This is a genomic window from Psychrobacter aestuarii (assembly GCF_904846035.1).
GTDB lineage: Bacteria > Pseudomonadota > Gammaproteobacteria > Pseudomonadales > Moraxellaceae > Psychrobacter > Psychrobacter aestuarii.
Window position 1 is genome coordinate 299,241 of the sequence record NZ_CAJGYT010000001.1, and the last position, 14,827, is coordinate 314,067.

Below are 14,827 nucleotides of genomic sequence, written 5' to 3' on the forward strand. Positions count from 1 at the left end.
TCGGTATGTTTAATGGATTAATTTTTTGCTAACTATTTATTCAACATCATTTGCCAAATACGCGTGCCCCAGCGCCGCTATCTGCTCGATGACTGGCGTCATGGCGGCTAGCGTGCTGTCGGGATTTAACAAGGTAAACTTTAAGCACAACTGCCCGTCATACTGCGTGGTGGCAATATTCGCCTCATTGTTAATCAGTAAATTTTGGGCAATATGGCGGTTGATTTTTGCCAAGCTCTCTGCGCTTAACTCGCTATCCTGCGGAGCAAAATAAAACAGGACGCTGCTCAGTATCGGCGGGCGCACCAAAACAAAATCAGGGTCGCTGTCCAACCGCTGCGCAATCTCCTTAGCATTATCGAGACCCGCATCAATCAGCGCGCCGTAAGCGTCTGTGCCCAGCACATCGAGCGCCATCGCCAGCTTGAGCGCGTCAAAGCGGCGCGTGGTCTGGAGCGAATAGGTCACAAGGTTGGGAATGTCGTCCGTCTCATCGTCTGAGGGGTTCAGATAGTCGCTGTGCAAACGGATACTGGCAAAGGTATCGGCGTCTTTGACCAAAAACGCGCCACAGCTGATGGGTAAGAAAAAATGCTTGTGAAAATCAAGGGTAATAGAATCGGCACGCGCGATGCCTGCCAGCATGTCGCGGTAGCGCTCGGAGAGCAGCAGCGCCCCGCCCCATGCGGCATCGACATGGAGCCAAATGCCCGCCGCTTGGCACACCTCGGCTATCGATTCCAGCGGGTCAACCGCGCCCAAATCGGTCGTGCCTGCCGTCGCCACCACCGCCATAATATTTTGCGCCCCAAGGCGGTCAATGGTGTCCTCTAAGTGCGCCATATCCATCGCGCCTGTGCGGTCGGTCGCGATTTTGACCACTGAGCGCTGTCCTAAGCCTAGCAGTGCGGCGTTTTTTTCAACTGAAAAATGCGCTTGCTCAGAGCATAAAATCCTGCCAAGCGGCTGCCCTGCCAAGCCGTCTTTTTGCACATCAACGCCCAAGGCACCATAAAAGCGATTGCGCGCCAGCAGCAGCCCCATCAAATTGCTTTGCGTGCCACCACTGGTAAACACCCCGCCCGCGTTTGCTTCAGCGTTGGCATTGCTAGAGACAAAACCACACTGCGCGCACAGCCATTGAATCAGCTCTTTTTCAATATAAGTGGCGGCGGGGCTTTGATTCCACGAGTCCATACTTTGATTGGTCGCGGCAATAATCATCTCCGCCACCTGTCCGACCCATAATGTTGGCGGATGTAAATGCGCGGCGCAGTGCGGGTGCGCGGTCGAGACGCAGTTGGGCAAAAACTGCTGTGCGATATCACCAAGTACCGCGTTAATATCGCGCCCTGTTTTACTGATATTTAGCGTCAGCTTGTCTTGTAATGCCGCAGGCGCACCGCCTTGATACAGCGATTCGGCGTCCAGCCACTGCTGAATCATGGCGCTGGTCTGCGCGCTGGCAGCCACATAGTCACGGCTGGTCTGTTGATTAAGAATGTACAAAATATACTACCTTACTGGGTAAGGTGCTGGTGTTTTGATACTCACGCCAGCACACTGCCTGTGATGAATACAACGAAAAGTTAAGATTAAAAGGTTAAGCCGCAAGCGCATTATCCAGCGCTAATGTCAGCCGAGTGAGCACCTCGTCCAGCTCCTCGCGGATGATGTTCAGCGGCGGCAATAGGCGCAAGACCGTGCCCGCGCGCCCGCCCTTTTCAATCACCAAACCCGCCTTAAAGCACGCCTGCTGAATACGCGCTGCCAAGTCGCTATCGGCAGGATAACTGCCATCGACATCCGCGCTCGCCTTTGGGTTAACAATCTCTAGCCCCAGCATCAGCCCGCGTCCGCGCACATCGCCAATTTGCGGATAGCGGGTTTGCAGCGCTTGCAGCTGTCCTTTAAACCACGTGCCGACCTCATCGACATACTGCGCCATGTCATTGGCGTCGAGATAATCAATGGTCGCCAATCCCGTCGCCATCGCCAGCTGATTGCCACGGAATGTGCCTGAATGGTTGCCCGCCTGCCAGACGTCGTACTGTTTTTTGATGCCCAGCACCGCCATTGGCAGCCCGCCGCCAATGGCTTTGGACATCACCACCATGTCAGGGTCAATCCCCGCATGCTGATAAGCAAACCAGCGCCCTGTACGGCAAAAGCCCGTCTGCACCTCATCGACAATCATCAAGATGCCCAGCGCTTTGGTCACGCGGCGCACCTGCTGTAGCCATTCGATGGGCGCGGCATTGACCCCGCCTTCGCCTTGTACCATTTCCAAAATCACCGCCGCAGGTTTGGTCACGCCGCTTTCGATATCGGTTAAAAAACGCTCAAAATAGGTGCTGTGTGCTTGAATGCTTTGTGTTTTTGGCAGACCAAAGGCGCAGCGGTAGCCGTTGGGATACGGTAAGAACTGCACCGACCCCATCAGCCCCTCAATGCCTTGCTTAGGCGACAGATTGCCCGTGACCGCAAGCGCGCCATGCGTCATACCGTGATAGCCACCACTAAAGCTGATGACGCCTGTACGCCCTGTAACTTGTTTGGCAAGTTTTAGTGCCGCCTCGACCGCATCTGCGCCCGTTGGTCCACAAAACTGCAAGCAATATTCATCATCTTTTGTTGATAATAGATTATAAATGCGCTCACTAAAGGCGTCTTTTAATGGCGTGGTGATGTCCAACGTGTGCATGGGCAGATTACTGTCGAGCACCTGCTGGATGCTGTCTTTGACCACCGCATGATTGTGTCCCAGTGCCAGCGTGCCCGCCCCTGACAAACAGTCGATATATTCATTGCCCTCGACATCGGTAATCCATGCGCCTTTCGCCGAAGCGATAGCAAACGGCAGCTTACGCGGGTAGCTGCGCACTTTGGATTCGAACTGGTCTTGGCGGTCAAGATAGCGCGTATTGGTGGCGCGCTCGGCAGTTGGTGTGTACATAAGACGTCCTTTATTGCTTATCGCGCGGGTGTTTATTAGCGCTTTAAGCATAAAAATAATGATAAATGGGGTTAATAAATTTAATTGATTTTTAATAAAAATGATAATCGTTATCATTTATAAAGCGTATTATTAACCAGCAAGTAATCTCTGTCAACCAAGCAAAACCGATTTATTGCGCCTTACTATAACTCGTCAACGCGCTCGCTTTTCTTCATATAAAACAGATGTTGACCTGAATAAAAACCTATACGCACAGGAATCCAAAGCCCGTAAAATGACCCTTTAAAATCAACAAAAGTTTATATTTTATATCGTGATTAATTTATTTTTCGTTACATCATATTTAATATTTTTTGGTTAAAAGTTGCGTTTGTCTTAGCAAAATTACTCTTTATCGTGCCGTCATCGGTACTTTACGAATCAGCCATAAGAAGTACGCGCCGCCAATCAAGGCAGCAATCGTGCCCGCTGGCAACTCATAGGGAAACATCACATAGCGCCCGAGCCAATCGGCAATGACCATCACGCCTGCGCCCAAGAGCGCTGCAAGGGGCAACTGACGCTCCAACTTGACCGCGCCTAAAGAGGTCGCCAAATGCGGCACCATTAAGCCCACAAAGCTGAGCGGTCCGACCGCGAGCGTACTTGCGGTACTGAGTAATGCCACCAAGATGAGCAGCGCCATGGTCACAGGACTCACCGCCACGCCCAGATTGCGCGCCACGCCAGCGCCCAATCCTAAAACACGTAGCGGTTTTATAATCAGTAAGCTCAGCACAAAGAGCAGCAGTGCAATGCCCATCAGATACCAGACGGTACTGGGCATGGCGCTATAGGTCGTGCCCGACAGCCAACTGAGCATCGCCTCCAAGCGCGGGTCGCCTGAGAGCTTGACCATATGCATCACGCCATCCATCATCGCCGCGATGCCCACGCCAACGAGCAGCAAATAGCCTGAACTGACCTTGCGCGCCAGCCAAATGACCAGCAACAATACGGCAAATGCGCCTGTCAAACCCGTCGCAAGTAACGCACCCGCACCAGCAGACAGCCCAAACATCGGCAAGAATAAAAAGCCGCCAATCACCCCAAGCGCCGCGCCCGAGCTGACCCCGAGCACTTCGGGGCTTGCCATCGGGTTACGCGTCAAGGTCTGTAGCAGCACGCCCGCCACTGCCAGCATCAGCCCTGTCGCCGCTGCACTTAGGCTACGCGGCAAGCGGTACTGCTCTGTGATTGTCCACTCCGTGCTCAGCGTCCAGCCGTGAATGTCTTGGACGATTAAGGACGCGGCGAGCAATAAACCAATAACGGCAAGCCCCCAGCGCCACAGATGTACAGGCGCGCGCGTACCGCTGATGGTCGGCGTCACCACCGTCTCGATACGCTCATGACGCTGGCGCAAAATCAGCCAAATAATCAGCGGCGCACCCAGCACGCCCGTCATCGCCCCCGCAGGAATGGGCATCCCCACGATAGGCTCAAGCAGCAGCGCGGCATTGCTGGTTAATAATAATAACAACGCGCCAAAACCAAAGGCGGCAGCAAGGCGCTTGCCAATTGCTGAGATACCGAGCGCATTGACGATACTCGCCGCGCCCAAGCCCACAAAGCCAATCAAGCCGACTTCACTGACCACCAGTGCGGTGACTGTCGCCACCAACAGCACGACCACCGCGCGGATGCCTTGGACTGGGACGCCCAAGCGCTTGGCTTGCCAATCGTCCAAGCTCATCATGCCAAGTGGCTTTAATAACGGCAAACAAGCGACCGTGAGCAGCACAGCGGTGAGTGCCAGCAGCACACTGGTGTGCCAACTGTTTTGAGTCAAAAAGCCCGCCGCCCATGACATCATGCCGTTACTTTGCTCAGCAAAAAACAGCACCAAGGTATTGGCGAGCGCGGCGAGTAAAATATTGACCACCAAACCTGCCAGCACCAAAATTAGCGCATTAAAGCGACTGGCAGCGGCTAAGGCAAACACCAGTCCCATACTGGCAACCGCACCAACAAAGGCAACCGCCATACCACCATGAATCGCAATGCTGGGCAAAAACAAGCTGACAATCAGTATCGCCAGCTGCGCGCCCACGCCGACACCCAGCGTGGTGTCTGACGCCAGCGGATTTTTAACCAGCTGTTGTAATAAAATACTGACCGCGCCCAACAGCCCACCTGCCAAGAGCGCCACCGCACTGGTCGCGACCAAGGTCAGCTGCGTCACCATACTGCCCATATCGAGCTGCATACTGGGCAACCATAAATCCATCAGCGGTCTTTGCCAATCACGCGCGAGCAGCGCCCAACTGCTGGCAATGACTAACAGTAATAGCCCGCCGAACAGTACCCACAGCCGCCATTGTCCTGCTCTAGCGCTCGATACTTGCGGCGCGTCAGGCTTAGGCGACTGTGGTGGCTTAGACAAATGGGACGGTTTTGTTAAAGAAGAAACGTCGGACGGCTTTTCATAGCTGCCGCCCGTGTGTGTGCTGCTGGTGCTCATGATGCTGCCCCGCCTTGTAGTTCTACTGCTGATACTTTATTTGCCAAACTGACGAGCGACGACATGCCGCCATAAATCCATACAGGCGACAGCTCGCCCACACAGCGCGTCTGCCCATAGCCCAAGCGCTGCCAAATCAAACTGTCCTCAACCTCAGCGCGGGTAATGGGGCTTAAGGGGTCAACGATGAGCAAACACACCTCGTCATCGAGCTGCGCCAAATCACCGACGCGCTTTGGCACAAAGCCATAACCATTGCCCGCGCCAAGTACCGCAAGTTCTTTGCCCATCGCGTCAAAGGCGGGTTTAAACAGGCTGTTATTGACATACATGCGTATGTTATTGGCGTCAGAAAATTGCACCACGGCGAATTTTTTGACCTTAGGATAGCGCGCTTGTAGCTGTACGCCCGCCTGTGCAATCGCGTGTTTGCTTTGCTTAATATAATCTTCTGCTGCCTGAGGCTGCCCAATCAGCGCACCCAATTTTCGGGTGGGCTCGCTATAGTCCGCCCATGTCGCAACCTCCCCCTTTGCGGCAAACATCACCGACTCGGCAGGTACATCGCCGTACAGATTACGCGCATGCTCATAAAACGGATTGTCAATCACCATATCTATCGGCAGCTGGGCAATCAGCTCGGCATTCGGCTGATAACGAATGCCCAAATCGGTGATATCGGCTGGCAAGTTCGGCGTATCGACCCATCTATGCCACATACGCACATCGCCCGTCGCCACAGGCGCGTAGCCCATCGCCGTCAAGGTCGCGGCGTTGCCCCAGTCGGGACTGACCACCCGCTTGGGCGTATTGGTATTAGACTGGGCGTGATGACCTTGGTCGGTTGCGCGCTCAGATGCAGCATGGGACGCAGGCTCGGACGCGCTTTTTGCTTGACCACAGCCGCTGATAGTGGCGCTCGTTATTAGTACGGTGGTCATCAGGGCAAGCGGCGCAGACGGTCTAGACGCAGGCGCACACAAAGAAACGCACGCGGTATCGAGTGACAAGCGTGCGCGTAAAGAAGCAAATATAGAATCGGCAAACATAGCGGATTGTCTTTTTTTGAAAGAAAAGAGAGGAGAAAGCGAGAAAAAACAGCGGCGCTAAACCCTAAAAACGGTCGTCAATGACCTAGCGTCTTAGCAGCGTGCTGAGCACGTACACCAGCTACGCCACTGCCACAGGTTGCCCTGTCACAGGGTGGGTCAACAGCTGCATGGTGACATTAAAAATATCGTGCAAAATGCTCGGCTGCATGGTGCTGGCAATGTCACCGTTATGGCAGATGCGCCCGCCTTTGAGCGCGATGATGCGATCCGCGTATTGCGCCGCCAGATTGATATCATGGATGATAATCACCACGCTCAAACCCTGCTCATCGACCAGACGGCGTATCAGCTCAATCACCTCAATTTGATAATGCATATCGAGCGCGGCAAGCGGCTCATCGAGTAGCAGATAATCGGTGTCTTGCGCCAAGCACATCGCCAGCCAAGCCCGCGCCCGCTCACCACCTGACAAGGTGCTGGTTAAGCGATCAGCAAAGCGCTCAACCTGCGTCACACGCATCGCCTCAACTACTTTTTCATGATCAAGGGCGCTGGGTTTTTGTAGCCATTTTTGGTGCGGATAGCGCCCGAGCATCACCAGCTCACGCACCGTAAAGCCCGCCGCCTCAGGCAATTGCTGCGGCAGATACGCCAGCTTACGCGCCAGTGCCTTACTGCCATAATCACTAATGGCACGCTCATCGAGACTGACCTCGCCTTTTGAGCTGCCCATCTCACCCGCCAAGGCTTTAATCAAGGTCGACTTGCCTGAGCCATTGTGCCCAATGAGCGCCACCAGCTGCCGCGCCGCGACATCAAAGCTGACATTATCAAGCAATGTGTTGCCTTGGCGATGAATGGTCATTTGATTGACACGTAACATAGCGACCCTTTTTTATACCCAAATATTTCAGCGCTTTATCGGTGTTAATAGCCTTTTAGACCCGTTTTGCGCCATGACTGTGACCGATTCTACTCGCAAATGATAACAAAAACAATTATCATTAACTAAAAAATTTGCTATTGTTCTTTCACACTTTTGATAATAAACGGCTACTTTTATGCGCCAATACCCCACCACGCCCGCATCCAGCAGCGCGCCGAGCACTTGCGACATGAGTCCTGCGCGCAGCCTACTGACCGACCCTGAGATTGCCCATATCGTCAATCATTTGAATGAAGAGCACGTCGATGAGCTGTGCGGATTTTTAACTGCATTTAGCCCATTAACGCTCGATAGCAGCGATGATATTGATGTCAAAATCCGTGAGATTTACCCCGAAGGCGTGGTGATTAAAGCCGCGCCGCTGTTAGAAAAGTCTACCGAAAGCGCCAGCAATCCTGCGCTATCGGACACTGAGGCGCACTTTATCGCCTTTGATGCGCCTGTCACGCAATTAAGCGATTTGCAGCATCAATACATCGTGCTTAAACAGCGCGCCGACAAAAAACGCGGCAAAAAAACCATTCAGCTGACCGAGCAGCATTTTACCGTTGAGGACAGCGCCTTTATCAGCGCCCATATGCTGCGCCTGACGCTGAGCAATACGCCCAACCCTACACTGCCCGTGCCACTTGAAGACGCGGGCTATGCGTATTTGTTTGATTTGGCGCACACGCAAGCGGCGCATCCCGAACGCTTTGTCGCCATTCACGAGCCGCGTGCGCATTGCTATTACACCTTGCGTAAGGCATGGCAGGAAAATGGCATAAACCAAGCATGGGTCGATGTGTTTGTACATGGCGACACGTCAGGGGGCACGTGGGCGGCAAGCTTGCAGGCGGGCGAATCCATCTACACCAAACGCGAGCTGCCTGAAAAAATAAGTCATTTACAAACAGGACAAGCGCTGTTGATTGCCGATGAAACGTCCATTCCGACGGTCGCCCGCCTCTTGGAGCTTTGGGACAATCCGCTTGCACCCATCGTGCTGTATGTCACAGGTGACGCCCGCGACCAAGAGTATTTGGAGAGTATCGAGATAACGCCTGAGTTTCGCGCGCGCTGCGCCTTTGTGCCACTGGTGACAGGAAAAATGAACGCGGGGAAAGACGTGGCGGCACAGATAGATGACGTGCTGGCGGCACATTTAGCAAACACGCCGACACCTATTGATAAGGTGTGGGGCGCACTAGAAGCGCAAACCGCCAAAGTCCTACGCGGCAAACTCAAAACCCGCCTGAATCTCGGTCGTAGTGACGTGGTGGTGAAGGTGTATTGGCGTTATGATGGTTAACAACACGCATTCTATTCAGCATTTGCCTTAACTTTTTGCTCCTTCAAATACTGCCCCAGCCAATCTAAAAATGCCGCACTGGTGGTGGCGACATTTAAGCGCAGATGCGTAGACATACGGGTATCGGGATAAAACAGCTGCCCTGGCGCAACCAGCCAGCTTGCCTCATACGCCGCCATGGCTAGTGGGGCGGTGTCGGTCTTGGTATCGACCCAGACGAACAGTCCCGCTTGCGTGTGCTCAGGATAGGTAAGCCCCATTGCGGGCAGAGCGATGCGCAATTGTTGATGCGCGGCGTACAGCTTTTCTTGTACCTTTTTGATTTGGCGGCGGTATTCACCATGCGTCCACAGCCGATGTATCACCCGCTCGCCAAACTCAGGCGTCTGCATACTGTTGAGCATTTTTACCCTGAGCATGCCCTCGACTAACGGCTCAGGACAAACGAGCAGCCCCACACGCCAGCCTGACGCCATAGATTTGGCAAACCCTGTGGCGTACAGCACCCGTTCAAACTGGTCTAAATTGGCATAGCGTAAGACGTTGTTCTGCGGCTCAAACGGTGCATAGAGGTCATCTTCAAAGATATAGACATCGTGTTGGTGCATGAGCTTGAGCACCTGATGAGCACGGGCGGGGTGCAGATGATACGAGGTCGGATTGTGCAGTACGCTGTTGGTCAGATACATTTTGGGTCGATGCTGCTGGCACAGGGCTGCCATTTGCTCAATATTTGGCCCTTCATGGTTGCGCTCAACCCCAATCACGCGCAAGCCCTGCTGCTGCAAACAGCTCGACAACCAAAACCAGCTCGGACTGTCCACCAACACCACATCGCCCGCTTGCGTCAACAGCTGCGCCGCCATCGTTACCGCTTGCGACACGCCCGCTGTGGTCACGATATGCGCTGCGTCCGTGTGCATGCCCATGCTGCTTAGCTGCTGCGTCAACTGCTCGCGCAGCGGCAAATAGCCCTGAATATCGCCATAGCCATAGATAAAATCGTCCGCCTGCTGGGTGATTTGGCGTATCGCCCACGCCATCTTGTCATTGCGTATCCACGCATCGGGCAGCATCCCAATCCCCGACGCACGCTCGTGCGGTATCTCGCCGAACATTCTCGGCACCAGCCAGCGACTGTCAATCACCGTCGGCGTGCTGCGCATCGCGTTTGCGCTTGGCATGGCGGACGCAGCTTGCGCGCTGACGTAATAGCCTGAGCTGGGCTTGGCGGTCAGCACATTGGTCGCGACCAGCTGCTCATACGCTTGCACCACCGTAAAGCTCGACACCCCAAGCGACTTTGCCAATTTGCGCACCGAGGGCACGCGCTGATTGGGCTGATACGTCTGCCAGTCGATGCGTTGCTGTATCCACTCGGCAACCGCTTCGGTCTTGGTCAGTTTTGGGTTTAATTGATACGTTTCAATCATTACGCGTGCGCCTATCTATACCGTTATAAAAACAATCGCTCATCACTAAAATACAAACAACTGTCCTGCCATCAGCAACTATACACTTTGTTCAGCGTTCTGCAAACTGTATCGGGAGTGTTATGGTCGCCTGCTCTATAGTGAATCACTCCTACCCTTAATAATAATAAAGGAAATACACCTTATGGGCGCAAACATCTCCCTCACAGGCAGTCTTGCCGCGTTGGCAGTCTTTATGACCATCAACTCCATCACCCCAGGACCGAACAACCTCATGCTGTTGCATGGCAGCATCAAGCGCGGATTTTGGCACTGTCGCTGGCATATTCTCGGCATCACCGCAGGCTTGGTCGTCATGCTGGCGCTCAGCTATTGGGGCATGGCAGCACTTATCGTGCGCGTGCCCGCACTCATGCTGGTGGTCAAAGTCTTGGGCACGCTGTACTTGCTGTGGCTCACCTACCAAATGGCAAAAAGCGACTTTGTGGCGATTGTCAGCACTGCACTTGCGCAAGAGCGTCAAGGACATACGCCAGTGCAAAAAGGCTTTGGCGAGCTGCCGCTTAACTTATGGCAAGCGGCGGCGTTTCAATGGCTAAACCCAAAGGCATGGACGATGACCATGGTCGCGCCCAGTATCGCGATGGTGCAAGTCAACCAAGCGGGCGGCTTGCCTCTCGCCACCGTCCTGCTATTGCTGCTTTGCGCCCTGATTAATATCGCCTGTATTAGCTGTTGGGCAGCGGGCGGGCATTGGCTGCGGCGGCTGATTCACTTTCCGCGCCTGATCCAAAGCATTCACGCGCTGATTGTGCTGATGACGCTGTATTGCGCGCTGGCGCTGTGGCTTTAATGGCTATGCGAATACTAATAAAAATAAGAAAAACACTATCGTAAGGAAAAACCATGACCCGCACCGCGCACGCACTCGCCTTTTTGGTGGTCTTTATATGGGGTTTTAACTTTATTGTCATTCGCTGGGGCATGGAGGCAATGCATCCGATGACCATGACCGCGCTGCGCTTTTTATTGACCGCTGTGCCGCTTGTCTTTTTTATTAAAAAACCTGATGTCCCCATGCGCTATGTCGTCATATATGGCGTGCTGTTCGGTAGCGGGGTGTGGTGCTTGACCAACTTGGCGATAGCGCTAGGCACGCCTGCGGGCATGGCGTCTTTATTGCTACAGCTCAGTCCGTTTTTGACCGTACTTGTCGCGGTGTTTGGCTTTGGCGAGCGTTTATCACGCGTGCAAATTTTGGGCATTATCATTGCTTTTATTGGCTTTATCACGATATGTCTGCCGCAGATTCAGCAGCCAAGCGCGCTTGGCATGGGCTTGGTATTGTTGGCGGCGGTATGCTGGACGGTGTGTAACGTCATTATTAAACACAGTAAACCCAAAAACGTCATCAGCTTTACCGTGTGGTCAAGTGTGTTTGTGCCTGTGCCCATCGTGGTATTGTCGGCGGTTTATGCGCTGTTTTATCCGCTAGATTGGCACACGTTTATCACTATCGACAATTATCAAGGCATCGTCTCGGTGCTCTTTCAAGCAGGTATCGTTACGCTGTTTGGCTATGGCGTGTGGACGCATCTTATCAGCCGTTATGGCTTGTCGGTTGTTGCACCGTATACTCTGCTTGTACCGATATTTGGGGTGTTTTTTGGTGGGCTGTTTTATGATGAGACGCTAAGTACGATAGAAATAGTAGGCGCAGGACTGGTGCTGGCAGGTTTGGTTTTATTAATGCGTAAATCGGCTTAGTCTTTTCTTAAATTTAATAATAAAAAACCAAGGCATCACACCTTGGTTTTTTTAATATAATCGGGCAAAGGCTTAGCCGATAACACGCTTTATAGATATACAGAACTATATTATAAAACATTTATTTACACTTTAGTTTGCTTACCTATGACATGAGATGTCGTATGTGGTATCTACCTACTTGTCATAATCCAATTACTCATCTATTGTTATCTTAGAATCCAACATTTGCCATCAATTTTCACCACGAGTTTTTTATGACTTTATTAAGGGACGATGCGCATTTATATTGCACGTTTATTGCTCATGTACGTCAGTCTGACGGCGCAGAGCAACCACTCTATGACCACTTAACAGGTACAGCAGCTATTGCTAAAGCATTAGCTGCTAAGATTGGCCTGCCATTATCAGGTGAGCTGATTGGGCTGGTACATGACCTTGGCAAATACAGTACAGCATTTCAAGAGTACCTTAAAAAAAGTGTCGCATATGATAAGTATCAGCATTTGGACGAAGATGAAGAAGCAGGACTGTTACTAGACAGCAAACCCAAACGCGGCTCAGTGGACCACTCCACAGCAGGTGCTATTTATCTTAATGAGCAGTTTAAGAAATTGAGCTCAAGCTATATACAAGCACATAGTCAACAAAAAATCCGCCGTTATGAAGGACAGCTTTTAGCGGATATGCTGTTCATTTGCGTGGCATCGCATCATAGCGGTCTAATTAATATCGTCGGACAAAATACCCAACCTTATTTATCTGAACGCAAAAACAAACCTGAAGAAAAAACGCACTATACCCAAGCACTAGAGCATGCACAACAAGAGCAGCTGTTTGCGCAATTGGGCGGCAGCTTTAAAAAAGACACGCTTAAAGAGTTTCAAAGCATTGTTAAAAAAATCATGACGGATAGTCGCGCCACGGACAAGCAAAAAGACTTTTATTTGGGGTTTTTGACCCGCTTGCTGTTTAGCTGTTTGATTGATGCTGACCGTAGCAATAGCATCGCCTTCGAACACCCAAACCAAGCTCATCTTTTAGATTGCAAACGCGCAGACTGGCAAATCGCGATAGATAAAGTCGAAACCCTCTATCAAGGCTTCGCTGATAAAGCAGAGCAAAGCCCGCCAAACCCAATCAATGAACAGCGCAACCATATCGCCCAAACTTGCCTACACGCTGCACAGTCTGACCAAGGTATTTTTACCCTAACCGTACCGACAGGGGGCGGCAAGACACTCGCCAGCCTGCGCTTTGCTGTGCAACATGCCAAGCGCCATAACCTTGAGCGCATTGTCTATATTATTCCTTTCACCAGTATTATTGAACAAAACGCTACTGAAGTGCGCAAAATTTTGGAAGAAGAAGGCTCTGACGGTATCTTTGATGGTCAGTGGGTGTTAGAACAACACTCAAACCTCGAGCCCGAGGTACAAACGTGGCAAAGCAAGCTGATTATGGATAATTGGAATGCACCCATTGTATTTACCACCATGGTACAGTTTTTGGAAAGCTGCTTTGGCGGCGGCACTAAGGGCGTCAGACGCTTGCATCAGTTAAGCCGTGCGGTGCTCATTTTTGATGAGATACAGACTTTACCAATGAATTGCTACTATCTATTTTGTAGCGCGCTCAACTTTTTGACCACCCACGCCAGCGCTACTGCTGTGCTATGTACCGCCACCCAACCCGTACTGGACAACTTACCGATAGCACATAATGGCAGCTTGAACCCTGCTACCGAAATTATTGGCGAGCGCGCTCAGCTACATAACCTGTTCGATACCTTGCAGCGCGTTGATATTCATGACCATACTGAAAAACCTCAAGATTTAGATGGTTTGACAAATTATGCTAGCGACAATTTTGCTAAATTTAGCAGCACTTTAGTCATCGTTAATACTAAGGTGTGGGCCAGTCAGCTTTATCAGAAACTATCAGAAACCGTACCCGAAGACGAGCTATATCATTTGAGTACGTCCCAATGCGCTCGCCATCGTAAAGATTTATTAGACCAAATTAGACACCGTTTAAAACAAGGCTTACCGACTTTAGTGATTTCAACCCAACTGATTGAAGCTGGTGTGGATGTGTCGTTTCGTTCCGTAGTACGCTTTTTGGCAGGGCTTGACAGTATCGCGCAGGCGGCGGGACGCTGTAACCGTCATGGCGAGATGCGTGACGACCAAGGGGCCTCTGTCAAAGGGCAAGTATTTATCATATGTCCAGAGAGCGAAAACCTGAATAAACTGCCCACCATCGCTCAAGGCAAGGCCATTATGAGCAATATTCTGTCCCAATGGGCGCATAACACGTATGGCGATGTACATTTGCTACACCCCGACATCATGCAGCAGTTTTTCCATCACTACTATCAGACCGAGCACGGCATCAAAGAAATGGCATACCCCATTAAAGACAGTAGAGGCAAGTCTACAGGCACAGAAACCTTATATAACTGGCTGAGCAGTAACAGCACCAATCCATTGACTAACAATAACAATACGCAGCGGCATCAAGCTGAGCAATTTCCGCAGCTTTGGCAGTCCTTTATGGACGCAGGGCGCACATTCAAAGCCATTGACGCACCAACCAAAGCCATTATTGTGCCGTATCTTGAGAAAGGACGGCACTTGATTAGTGCCCTTTGCAATACAAGCGTGAATGACAGCCACTTCTATCAGTTGGTGAGAGACGCGCAGCAATACAGTATCAATGTCTTCGCGCATACTTTTGACGCTCTGTTTACCGTAGGCGCGTTACATACCGTCAGAGATACAGGTATTTTCATCTTATCTGAGGCATTTTATGACGCACAAATGGGACTTAATCTTGAAGGAACGAGTGAATTGGATTTATTGGCGTTTTAGGAC

10 protein-coding genes are annotated in these 14,827 nt (G+C 51.7%); 4 read left to right on the forward strand and 6 right to left on the reverse strand.

The genetic code is table 11. From position 1 onward, the window contains the following. Nucleotides 1-36 precede the first annotated feature (36 nt). The 5 genes from JMW05_RS01135 to JMW05_RS01155 form a co-directional block, all read right to left on the reverse strand. Nucleotides 37-1,509 carry a pyridoxal phosphate-dependent decarboxylase family protein gene (locus JMW05_RS01135; protein WP_201503597.1) on the reverse strand — a complete coding sequence of 491 codons (1,473 nt, stop codon included), beginning with the start codon at nt 1,507-1,509 and terminating at the stop codon, nt 37-39. 94 nt (nt 1,510-1,603) lie between these two features. After that, nucleotides 1,604-2,956 (reverse strand): diaminobutyrate--2-oxoglutarate transaminase family protein, encoded by a 1,353-nt coding sequence (locus JMW05_RS01140; RefSeq protein WP_227691386.1) that lies wholly within the window; start codon nt 2,954-2,956, stop codon nt 1,604-1,606. A 394-nt stretch (nt 2,957-3,350) separates the two neighbouring features. Continuing rightward, nucleotides 3,351-5,462, reverse strand: a complete 2,112-nt coding sequence (gene fhuB / locus JMW05_RS01145) for a Fe(3+)-hydroxamate ABC transporter permease FhuB (RefSeq protein ID WP_201503598.1) — start codon at nt 5,460-5,462, stop codon at nt 3,351-3,353. Continuing rightward, nucleotides 5,459-6,511, reverse strand: coding sequence for an ABC transporter substrate-binding protein (locus JMW05_RS01150; protein ID WP_227691387.1), 1,053 nt, complete (start codon nt 6,509-6,511; stop codon nt 5,459-5,461). The genes fhuB and JMW05_RS01150 overlap by 4 nt, the downstream gene beginning before the upstream one ends. Nucleotides 6,512-6,632: 121 nt before the next feature. Then, on the reverse strand, nt 6,633-7,397 hold the full coding sequence (locus JMW05_RS01155) for an ABC transporter ATP-binding protein (protein ID WP_201503599.1): 765 nt from the start codon (nt 7,395-7,397) through the stop codon (nt 6,633-6,635). Nucleotides 7,398-7,575: 178 nt separating this feature from the next. Between JMW05_RS01155 and JMW05_RS01160 the strand changes: the two genes are divergently transcribed. Next, nucleotides 7,576-8,751: a siderophore-interacting protein gene (locus JMW05_RS01160; RefSeq protein WP_201503600.1), complete on the forward strand. Its 1,176-nt coding sequence runs from the start codon at nt 7,576-7,578 to the stop codon at nt 8,749-8,751. 11 nt (nt 8,752-8,762) lie between these two features. Here JMW05_RS01160 and JMW05_RS01165 read toward each other — a convergent pair whose 3' ends face one another. After that, nucleotides 8,763-10,184 carry an aminotransferase-like domain-containing protein gene (locus JMW05_RS01165; RefSeq protein ID WP_201503601.1) on the reverse strand — a complete coding sequence of 474 codons (1,422 nt, stop codon included), beginning with the start codon at nt 10,182-10,184 and terminating at the stop codon, nt 8,763-8,765. A gap of 184 nt (nt 10,185-10,368) precedes the next feature. Between JMW05_RS01165 and JMW05_RS01170 the strand changes: the two genes are divergently transcribed. The 3 genes from JMW05_RS01170 to cas3 all read left to right on the forward strand — a co-directional run bounded on the left by JMW05_RS01170 (nt 10,369) and on the right by cas3 (nt 14,824). Beyond that, nucleotides 10,369-11,037 carry a LysE family translocator gene (locus JMW05_RS01170; protein WP_201503602.1) on the forward strand — a complete coding sequence of 223 codons (669 nt, stop codon included), beginning with the start codon at nt 10,369-10,371 and terminating at the stop codon, nt 11,035-11,037. Between the two features lie 53 nt (nt 11,038-11,090). Continuing rightward, a complete protein-coding gene (locus JMW05_RS01175; RefSeq protein WP_201503603.1) occupies nt 11,091-11,951 on the forward strand; it encodes an EamA family transporter in 861 nt (286 codons plus the stop codon). Nucleotides 11,952-12,208: 257 nt separating this feature from the next. Beyond that, a complete protein-coding gene (gene cas3, locus JMW05_RS01180; protein WP_201503604.1) occupies nt 12,209-14,824 on the forward strand; it encodes a CRISPR-associated helicase Cas3' in 2,616 nt (871 codons plus the stop codon). Nucleotides 14,825-14,827 lie beyond the last annotated feature (3 nt).

Excerpts from the sequence above, each read along its gene's own strand:
- JMW05_RS01140 (WP_227691386.1), bottom strand. The coding sequence starts at position 2,956 with ATGTACACACCAACTGCCGAGCGCGCCACCAATACGCGCTATCTTGAC.
- fhuB (WP_201503598.1), bottom strand. The coding sequence starts at position 5,462 with ATGAGCACCAGCAGCACACACACGGGCGGCAGCTATGAAAAGCCGTCC.
- JMW05_RS01150 (WP_227691387.1), bottom strand. The coding sequence starts at position 6,511 with ATGTTTGCCGATTCTATATTTGCTTCTTTACGCGCACGCTTGTCACTC.
- JMW05_RS01155 (WP_201503599.1), bottom strand. The coding sequence starts at position 7,397 with ATGTTACGTGTCAATCAAATGACCATTCATCGCCAAGGCAACACATTG.
- JMW05_RS01160 (WP_201503600.1), top strand. The coding sequence starts at position 7,576 with ATGCGCCAATACCCCACCACGCCCGCATCCAGCAGCGCGCCGAGCACT.
- JMW05_RS01165 (WP_201503601.1), bottom strand. The coding sequence starts at position 10,184 with ATGATTGAAACGTATCAATTAAACCCAAAACTGACCAAGACCGAAGCG.
- JMW05_RS01170 (WP_201503602.1), top strand. The coding sequence starts at position 10,369 with ATGGGCGCAAACATCTCCCTCACAGGCAGTCTTGCCGCGTTGGCAGTC.
- JMW05_RS01175 (WP_201503603.1), top strand. The coding sequence starts at position 11,091 with ATGACCCGCACCGCGCACGCACTCGCCTTTTTGGTGGTCTTTATATGG.
- cas3 (WP_201503604.1), top strand. The coding sequence starts at position 12,209 with ATGACTTTATTAAGGGACGATGCGCATTTATATTGCACGTTTATTGCT.